The 8,021-nt window shown below is 65.1% G+C and carries 5 protein-coding genes and 1 pseudogene; 4 read left to right on the forward strand and 2 right to left on the reverse strand.

From position 1 onward, the window contains the following. Positions 1-49: 49 nt before the first annotated feature. The 4 genes from htpX (at position 50) to purH (ending at position 6,186) form a co-directional block, all read left to right on the forward strand. On the forward strand, positions 50-1,075 hold the full coding sequence (gene htpX / locus AC04SG_RS26610; RefSeq protein WP_488553462.1) for a zinc metalloprotease HtpX: 1,026 nt from the start codon (positions 50-52) through the stop codon (positions 1,073-1,075). Then, complete coding sequence (locus AC04SG_RS26615; protein WP_488553463.1) at positions 1,066-2,451, forward strand: RsmB/NOP family class I SAM-dependent RNA methyltransferase; 1,386 nt, start codon at positions 1,066-1,068, stop codon at positions 2,449-2,451. The genes htpX and AC04SG_RS26615 overlap by 10 nt, the downstream gene beginning before the upstream one ends. A gap of 287 nt (positions 2,452-2,738) precedes the next feature. After that, on the forward strand, positions 2,739-4,463 hold the full coding sequence (locus tag AC04SG_RS26620) for a heparinase II/III family protein (protein WP_352586573.1): 1,725 nt from the start codon (positions 2,739-2,741) through the stop codon (positions 4,461-4,463). A 106-nt stretch (positions 4,464-4,569) separates the two neighbouring features. Next, on the forward strand, positions 4,570-6,186 hold the full coding sequence (purH, locus tag AC04SG_RS26625; RefSeq protein WP_488553464.1) for a bifunctional phosphoribosylaminoimidazolecarboxamide formyltransferase/IMP cyclohydrolase: 1,617 nt from the start codon (positions 4,570-4,572) through the stop codon (positions 6,184-6,186). Positions 6,187-6,370: 184 nt separating this feature from the next. Here the strand turns inward: purH and AC04SG_RS26630 are convergent, their stop codons facing one another. Next, complete coding sequence (locus AC04SG_RS26630; RefSeq protein ID WP_488553465.1) at positions 6,371-7,786, reverse strand: MFS transporter; 1,416 nt, start codon at positions 7,784-7,786, stop codon at positions 6,371-6,373. Positions 7,787-7,896: 110 nt separating this feature from the next. After that, positions 7,897-8,021, reverse strand: a pseudogene (locus AC04SG_RS26635) (IS110 family transposase); the annotation flags it as partial.

Here is an 8,021-nt window from a genome sequence, read left to right on the forward strand (position 1 = left end):
TGACACCCGGATCGACCCCTTTTTGCCACGGCCGCAAACGGAGCAGACGATGAGCACGCTACGCACCGCCATGCTACTTGCCGCGATGACGGCGCTGTTCATGGGCGTCGGCTTTCTGATCGGCGGCACCGGCGGCATGATGATCGCCTTCCTGGTCGCCGCCGGCACCAACCTGTTCAGCTACTGGAACGCCGACAAGATGGTGCTGTCGATGAACCACGCCGTCGAGGTCGACGCCAGGAATGCGCCCGAATTTTACGCCATCGTCGAGGCGCTGGCCAAGCAGGCCGGCCTGCCGATGCCGAAGACCTATCTGATCGACAACCCGCAGCCCAACGCCTTCGCCACTGGCCGCAATCCCGAGAACGCCGCCGTCGCGGCCTCGACCGGCCTGCTGGAGCGCCTTTCGCATGAGGAAGTGGCGGCGGTCATGGCGCATGAGCTCGCCCACATCCAGCACCGCGATACGCTGACCATGACCATCGTCGCCACGCTCGCCGGCGCCATCTCGATGCTCGGCAATTTCGCCTTCTTCTTCGGCGGCAGCCGCGACAACAACAATCCGTTCGGCTTCGTCGGCGTGCTGGTGGCGATGCTGGTCGCGCCCTTCGCCGCCATGATCGTGCAGATGGCGGTCAGCCGCACGCGCGAGTACGAGGCCGACCGACGCGGCGCCGAAATCGTCGGAAATCCGCTTTGGCTGGCATCAGCGCTTGACAAGATCGCTCGCGGCGCAGAACGCATCCGCAACCCGGATGCCGAACGCAACCCCGCGACCGCGCATCTCTTCATCATCAATCCCCTGCACGGCGAGCGCATGGACAGCCTGTTTTCGACCCACCCGAACACCGACAACCGCATCGCCGCGCTGCAGGCGATGGCGCGCGACATGGCCGGCAGCCAGCCGGCGCCCCGCCAGATGCCGACGCCCGAGCCCACCGAAGATCTGCATTCCGATGGCCAGCAAGGCCCATGGGGCAGGCCGGCGCGGCCTGAGCCGCCGGCCGAACCGGCACAGCCAAAGCCCAACCCGTGGGGCCGCAACCCGACCGGACCCAAAGGTCCGTGGTCGTGAGCGAAGCCAGAGGCCGGCCCGCACATTCAGGCAATCGTGAAGACAATGCAGGCGAGCCCGTCGCCGGTCTTGCCGCGCGCAAGGCGGCGGCGCGGCTGCTTGCCGCTGTCATCAATGCGCGCACGCCGCTCGACGGGCTGACCGACCACGAGAACGGCCATCCGCAATACAAGGCGCTCGACCTGCGCGACCGTGGCCTGGTGCGCGCCATACTGGTCACCGCGCTGCGCTACCGCATGACGATTGCCGGGCTTCTGGCCAAGCGCCTCGAAAAGCCGCTGCCACCCAACGCCACGGCTCTGTCGCACATCCTCCATGTCGCAGCGGCGCAGATCCTGTTCCTCGACATTCCCGACAGCGCCGCCGTCGATCTTGCCGTGACACACGCCAAGTCAGATCCCCGCACGCAGCGCTTTTCCGGCCTCGTCAACGGCGTGCTGCGCACGTTGGCACGCGCCAAGGAAACCGAACTGCCGGCAGCCCTCGCCGCCACCGACGAAGCGCCAAAGTGGTTCTCGGATAGGCTGAAGGCCACCTATGGCGCCGACAAGACGAAGCAGATTCTCGCTGCTCACCGGGTCGAGGCGCCGGTCGACTTCACCGTCAAGGCCGATCCCGAACTCTGGGCTGAAAAGCTCGGCGGCATGGTGCTGCCGACCGGCACGATCCGGGTGGAAAAGCTCAGCGCCTCCGTCACCGAACTGCCCGGCTTCGGCGAAGGCGCCTGGTGGGTTCAGGACGCCGCCGCCAGTTTTCCGGCGCGGCTGTTCGGCGATGTCAAAGGACTGCGCGTCGCCGACCTCTGCGCCGCCCCGGGCGGCAAGACCGCCCAGCTGATCCTTGCCGGCGCAAAGGTCACCGCTGTCGACACCTCGAAGAACCGGCTGGCGCGGCTCACGCAGAACCTCGAACGGCTCGGCCTGTCGGCGGAAATCGTCCAGGCCGATTTGCTGAAATACCAGCCGGCGGAGCTGTTCGACGCCGTGCTGCTCGACGCGCCCTGCTCTTCCACCGGCACGGTGCGGCGGCATCCCGACGTGCCGTGGACGAAGACCATGGCCGACGTCGAAAAGCTTGCCGACCTGCAGGCAAGGCTGCTCGCCCGCGCCGTCACCTTGGTCAAACCGGGCGGTCGGATTGTTTTTTCCAACTGCTCGCTCGACCCGATCGAAGGCGAAGATCTTTATCGCGTCTTTCTGGCCGGAAACAAAACCATCGCCGACGATCCATTGCAGCCGGGCGAGATCGACGGCATCGATGCTTTCCTGACCAGCCAGGGCACGCTGCGCACCACACCGGCCGATCTCGATCTCGGCGCGCCCGGCATTTCCGGCCTGGACGGCTTCTTCGCCGCCCGCATGCGGCGCGCGGCCTAGGGTCGTCGGCTCAGGTTGTGAACTGCAAACTCCGGAATCTATGCCGTGGCCTATGTTCGATTGCGCTGTTCGGCCGACCGCAAAACTTTTGCTGGGCGAGTTTCGTTCTCTCTACAACTGCAAGACAACACCGGATTGCAGCCTTTACCCCCGGAAATCGCACGACTTTTTTCGGGGTTGACCGGCCGCCGGCAGCGTGAAGCCCTTCACGTCGGCCGAATTCGACTTCGCATAAGTTCTTGAATCATATAAGCTTGTGCTTGGGAAGTGGACGACGAGGAGGGGTTTTGGCACTGGCTGCCGGCAGTACGACACGTCTGTGGACGCTTGTCGCTAAGGAGTTTTGGCGCAAGACGCGCCGGCGCCTGCGGGCAGGGCCAGTCTATCGCTGGCGCTATTCCGGACGCACGCCGGAGCGCGTCCTGATTGCGCCGCCGGATCTCAGGCTCGCCGACCCGCAGATCGCGCTCGAAATCTATTACGGCCGCTATCCGCTGTCGGGCCATCTGGTCGAGACCGGCGGCAAATCGCCGTTCCAGATCGACGTTGCCAATCGTGGCTGGGTGAAAACGCTGCACGGTTTCCGCTGGCTGCGCCACATGCGCGCCGCCGGCACCGAGCTGGCCGCAGCCAACGCCCGCGCGCTGGTTTCCGACTGGATCGCCATGCACGGCAACCAGATATCCGGCATCGCCTGGGAGCCCGGCACCACCGCCAAGCGCGTCATCGCCTGGCTGCAACATTCCTCGGTTGTCCTACAAGGCGCCGAATTTCCGTTCTATCGCGCCTTTCTGAAATCGCTCGCCGTGCAGATCCGCTATCTGCGCTCGATGGCGCGCGAAATGCCGGATGGCAAGGACAGGCTGCGCGCCCGCATCGCGCTTGCCTTCGCCGCGCTGTCGCTGCCGGCGCCGGCCTCGGCATTGCGCGGCGCCACCCGCAATCTGGCGGAAGAACTCGACCGCCAGATCCTTCCCGACGGCGGCCATATTTCGCGCAACCCGATGGCGGTGCTGGAACTGCTTGCCGACCTTCTGCCGCTGCGCCAGACCTATGCCAACCAGGCCGAAACGCCACCGGCAGCCCTTATGGGTGCCATCGACCGCATGCTGCCGGCGCTACGCTTCTTCCGTCACCAGGACGGCAGCCTCGCCCGCTTCAACGGCATGGGCGCAACCATCCACGACCGCATCGCCACCATATTGCGCCACGACGACACCGCCGGCGCACCGCTGCTGCATGCACCGCATTCCGGCTATGAGCGGCTGTCTATGGGCGGCGTGACTGTCATTGCCGATACCGGCGCGTCGCCACCCATCGACGTCTCCAACGCTGCGCATGCCGGTTGCCTGGCCTTCGAACTGTCCTCGGGCCGCCAGCACTATGTCGTCAATGCCGGTATCGACACCTATGGCGCCGCCGAATTCCGGCCTCTGGCCCGCGCCACCGCGGCGCATTCGACCGCCACCATCAACGACACCTCGTCGGCGCGCTTTTCCCATTCGCTGCGCGTCAACGACTTGCTCGGCACCCCATTGCTCGGTGGCCCGCAGCATGTGCCGTGCAAGCGCATCGACCAGAAAGGCGCGCAAGGCTTCATCGCCCGCCATGACGGCTACGTCCAGCGCTTCGGCTTCCAGCATGAGCGTGAGCTGAAACTGTCGAGCGAGGGCAATGTGCTTGCCGGACGGGACCGCTTCCTGCGCCCCGGCGGTGCGGCGATCCGCAACAATGGCCGCGACTTCGTCGTGGTGCGCTTCCACATTCATCCCGACATCAACCTGCTGCAAGACGAGCATGACCGCCTGGTGCTGACCGCCGACGAGGCCGACACCTGGGTGTTCACCTGCACCGAGGTGGCGCCGGAGGTGGAGGAATCGATCTATTTCGCCGGCCTCGGCGGTCCGCGCCGCAGCCGCCAGATCGTGCTTGCCTTCAAGGCCTCGGAGATTGCCGAGGTGCATTGGCAGCTGACGCGCACCGGCATCGCAGGCTACCCCGAGAACAACTGAGCGTCGTCGCCGGCACCGGCTTGATAGAGCTTCCGGCTTGATTTCCTGACCTTATGTGCTACGGCCCGGCAACGCTCTCCAATCAGCCCTGAAAGGCCGCCAGCCCATGGCCGTCGCCGCCAAGAACATTCCGGCACCTGACCTCGTTCCGGTCCGCCGCGCCCTGCTTTCCGTTTTCGACAAGACCGGCCTGATCGACTTCGCCAAAGGCCTGGCTGCGGCCGGCATCGAGCTGGTGTCGACCGGCGGCACGGCAAAAGCGATCGCCGAAGCGGGGCTGGCCGTGCGCGACGTTTCCGAGCTGACCGGCTTTCCCGAGATCATGGACGGCCGCGTCAAGACGCTGCATCCGTCGGTGCATGGCGCGCTGCTCGGCGTGCGCGACGATCCCGAACATGCAAAGGCCATGCACGATCACGGCATCGAGCCAATCGATCTCCTCGTGTCCAATCTCTACCCGTTCGAGGAGGTCCGCCGCTCCGGCGCCGACTATGCCGCGATCGTCGAGAACATCGACATTGGCGGTCCGGCGATGATCCGCGCCTCGGCCAAGAACCACGCCTATGTCGCCATCGTCACCGATCCCGGCGACTACGCCTCGGTGTTGAATGCGCTGGAAATGAACATCGGCTCGCTGTCGCTGGATTTCCGCAAGAAGCTGGCAGCCAAGGCCTTTGCCCGCACTGCTAGCTACGACGCAGCGATCTCCGGCTGGTTCGCCGAGACGCTGGAGATCGAGCACCCGACCTGGCGCGCTTTCGGCGGCCGGCTGGAGAGCGTCATGCGCTATGGCGAGAACCCGCATCAGGGCGCCGGCTTCTACGTCAATGGCGACAAGCGGCCGGGCGTCGCCACGGCCCGCCAGTTGCAGGGCAAGCAGCTGTCCTACAACAACATCAACGACACCGACGCCGCCTTCGAACTGGTCGGCGAGTTCGATCCCAACCGCTGCGCCGCGGTTGCGATCATCAAGCACGCCAACCCGTGCGGCGTCGCCGAAGGCGCTTCGCTGACGGCGGCCTATGCAAGGGCGCTGGCTTGCGATCCGGTCTCGGCCTTTGGCGGCATCGTCGCCATGAACCGCATCCTCGATGCCGAGGCGGCGGAGGAGATCGTCAAAACCTTCACAGAAGTGATCATTGCGCCGAACGCTTCGGAAGACGCCATCCGTATCGTTGCCGCCAAGAAGAATTTGCGCCTGCTGGTCACTGGCGGCCTGCCCGATCCGCGCGCTGCCGGCACCACGGTGAAGTCCGTCGCCGGCGGTATGCTCGTCCAGAGCCGCGACAATGCGGTGGTCGACGATCTCGAACTCAAGGTGGTGACCAGGCGCGCGCCGACAGCGGCTGAGATGGCCGATCTCAAATTCGCCTTCCGCATCGCCAAGCACGTCAAGTCGAACGCAATTGTCTACGCCAAGGACGGCGCCACCGTCGGCATCGGCGCCGGCCAGATGAGCCGCGTCGATTCCTCGCGCATCGCCGCCCGCAAGGCGCTCGACGCGGCGGAAGCGGCTGGCCTGGCGGAGCCGCTGACCAAAGGCTCGGTGGTTGCCTCCGATGCCTTCTTCCCCTTCGCCGATGGGCTGATCTCAGCCATCGAAGCCGGAGCCACCGCCGTCATCCAGCCCGGCGGCTCGATGCGCGACGAAGACGTCATCGCCGCCGCCGATGAGCATGGCATCGCGATGGTGTTTACCGGGGTCAGGCACTTCAGGCATTAGCCGCCTCTTCCCCTTCTCCCCTTGTGGGAGAAGGTGGATCGGCGCGCAGCGCCGAGACGGATGAGGGGTGCGCGACGGAACGGGACGGTGGTGATTTCGAACTTGTCGCCAAGCTGGAACACCCTTCATCCGACCTCGCTTCGCGAGGCCACCTTCCCCCACAAGGGGGGAAGGAAGAACGCAGTCACCCCACTGGCTGATCAGCCGGATACGGCGTCCAGATCAATATCGCGATGCCGACGCCCAAAAACAGCACGATCGCCGCCATACCGAGCCGCGCCGAGCCGCTGGCGAGCGTGATCGACGCCACCATGAACGGCGCCAGGAAACTGGTCGCCCTTCCGGCGAGCGCATAGATGCCGAAATAGCGGCCGGACTCGGCAGCGGTCACGCTGCGCGCCATATAGGAGCGCGACGATGCCTGCACCGGCCCGAAGGCCAGCCCGATCAACAAGCCGTAGAATATGTAGGCCTTTTCCGCCGCCGTGCCGAACAGGCCGCCGCTATCGGCTCCCGGCATCATCCAGGCGCCGAACAGCGTGTAGCCCGGTCCGGTCGAAACGATGCCGATGGTGGCGAGGCTGAGCATGACGAGCGAAATCATCACGATGGTCTTGGAGCCGAGCGCGGTGTCGAGACGCGCGGCAACCAGGCAACCGACGATAGCGACGACATTGAGGATGATGCCGAACATGCCGATCTCGGTGATCGACCAGTGGAACATCGCCGCCGCAAATGTGCCGCCCAGGGCGAGCAGCGCGTTGACGCCGTCCTGATAGATCATGCGAGCGACAAGGAAGCGAAGGATGCCACTGCGCTGGCGCACTTCGGTCAGTGTCGACTTCAGCTCCGACAGGCCTTCGCGGACCGCCGGCACGATCGGAATGCCTTTGATGGCGTCCGGCGTGCACAAGAACATCGGCAGGATGAATAGGAAATACCAGCCGGCCGACAGCGGCCCGGTGGCGCGTGCGTCCTCGCCGAGTTTCGGGTCGAGCCCGAACAGCGGGTCGATGCCGATGATCGTCTTGCCGGTCTCCGCCGAACCCGCCAGGCAGGTGACGACAAAGATCAGCGCGATCATGCCGCCGAGATAGCCGAGGCCCCAGGCCATATTCGAGATGTGGCCGATCTCGCTCTTCGGCACCAGGCGCGGCATCATCGAATCGTTGAACACGGTCGAGAATTCCGCCGCCACTGAAGCCAGTGAGAAGAACAGCACCACCAGGAAAAGGTTCGAACCGGGAGCGGCGAACCACAGCAGGCAAAGGCTGATGATCTTGATCGAGGCGAAGAAGGCGATCCATGGCTTGCGAGGGCCGGTCTGGTCGGCAATCGAACCGAGGATCGGCGACAAGACGGCGATGACCAGGCCCGCGGCGGCGATGCCATAACCCCAGGCGGCCTGTCCGCTTTCGGGATCGCTGGCCATGCGCGAGACGAAGTAAGGGCCGAAGATAAAGGTGGTGACGACGGTGAAGAAAGGCTGCGCCGCCCAGTCGAACAGCATCCATCCCCAGATGCCGCGTCCCGATGCCCGCTGCACTGTTTCTACCGCCGCCATGCTGAAGGTCCCTGCTCCGCCCGTATCGGGCGCCATGTCTGCATGTTTCCGGTGCTCATGCAATTAACAAGCCCCGCGCTGCCCCACCTCATTGCTCTCGGGTTCCTCGCCCCCCACGGAGTGGGGGAGAGCGACTATCTGGGGGGTCAAGTTGCATTTGCGAACTCACTTCTCGCGCCGCGTGCTTTTGCATTGAGGATGACGAGAAGTTTTCTGGCAAGCGCGATGCGGATGAGCATTTTGGGCTTTCCCGCCAGTTGCAACCTTTGAG

The sequence above is a fragment of the Mesorhizobium sp. CNPSo 4684 genome (genome assembly GCF_057784315.1).

What these genes read in the sequence shown, in the direction of transcription:
- htpX (WP_488553462.1), top strand. Translation starts at nt 50, where the DNA reads ATGAGCACGCTACGCACCGCCATGCTACTTGCCGCGATGACGGCGCTG.
- purH (WP_488553464.1), top strand. Translation starts at nt 4,570, where the DNA reads ATGGCCGTCGCCGCCAAGAACATTCCGGCACCTGACCTCGTTCCGGTC.
- AC04SG_RS26630 (WP_488553465.1), bottom strand. Translation starts at nt 7,786, where the DNA reads ATGGCGCCCGATACGGGCGGAGCAGGGACCTTCAGCATGGCGGCGGTA.